General features: G+C 59.7%; 1 protein-coding gene. It reads left to right on the forward strand.

Annotation, left to right across the window (positions count from 1 at the left end):
* The first annotated feature begins 156 nt into the window (after window positions 1-156).
* Entirely contained in the window at window positions 157-1200 is a 1044-nt protein-coding gene (locus MCRY_RS22325; RefSeq protein WP_085633970.1) for an IS110 family RNA-guided transposase, read from the forward strand.
* Window positions 1201-1216 lie beyond the last annotated feature (16 nt).

Raw genomic sequence — 1216 nt, forward strand, 5'->3', positions numbered from 1 at the left:
GAGATACCGTATTGGGGCTCGGCTCGAATCAGGACCGTTGTGAATTGAAATCTGAGGTTGGTTGAGGTGTCGTTGCCCTTGGCACGCTGTGCTGCGTGTCAACGGGGTCGTGCTGTGACGCGCGCCCCAGGATATCGAATACAAAAGGACAACGACATGGATGTTTATATCGGTTTGGACGTCTCTCTGGCAAGTACTGCAATCTGCGTGGTGTCCAGGCAGGGCAAGGTGGTGAAAGAAACCACAGCGCCAAGCGAACCCGAGGATTTGGTGAAGGTGCTGCATACACTGACAGAGCGCATTGTTGGGGTAGGCCTTGAAGCTGGGCCCTTGTCGCAATGGCTGTATCAGCATTTGACCGAGGCCGGCTTCGCTACTGTTCTGATGGAAACCCGGCAGGTGAAGGGTGCGCTGAAGGCGATGCCAATCAAAACAGATCGACGCGATGCCGAGGGGATTGCACGGCTCTTGCAGATGGGCTGGTTCCGATCTGTCCATTGTAAATCCCTGTCGGCGCAGGAAATGCGTGCGCTGTTGTCCTCGCGTAAGGCGATCCAACAAGCGACCATCTCGCTGGAGTTGTCGATCCGTGGGGTGCTGCGCAACTTCGGGCTCAAGATGGGACAGGTCGCCAAGGGACGCTTTGAACAGCGGGTGCTGGAGCTGGTCGAGGGTAATCCTATGCTGCAAGCAGCCGCGACCCCGATCTTGAGCGCACGTGGCGCGCTGCGTCAGGAACTGGCTGGCGTGGAGAAATTGCTGCGTGATCATGCCAAAGCTGATCCCGTCTGCCGTCTGTTAATGACCGTGCCGGGGGTTGGCGTTCTCGTGGCTCTGACCTTCAAGGCCGCGATCGATGATCCTGAGCGCTTCTCATCCTCTAGGGACGTTGGCCCTTGGGTTGGCCTGACCCCGCGGCGCGCGCAATCCGGGGAGCGCGACATCATTGGCGAAATCTCCCGGGCCGGCGATGCGGGGTTGCGCACGGCGCTTTATCAAGCCGCGACAGTGATGTTGAATAATGCACGTCCGAATTGGCTGAGTGCCTGGGCATGGGCTGTCGCCAAGCGGCGCGGCAAAAAGCGCGCCACGGTTGCGCTGGCGCGTCGGATCGGGGTGGTTCTGCACCGCATGTGGCAAGACAGCATGGAATTTCGTTTCACCCGTGCTGACACCGCGGCCGCGACAGCCGCCGCATAGCCTACGCGTCTCCGTA

Source organism: Marivita cryptomonadis, from assembly GCF_002115725.1.
GTDB classification, from domain to species: Bacteria; Pseudomonadota; Alphaproteobacteria; order Rhodobacterales; family Rhodobacteraceae; genus Marivita; species Marivita cryptomonadis.

Bases quoted from the DNA above. Each gene is read 5' to 3' on its own strand.
- MCRY_RS22325 (WP_085633970.1), top strand. From the start codon at position 157: ATGGATGTTTATATCGGTTTGGACGTCTCTCTGGCAAGTACTGCAATC.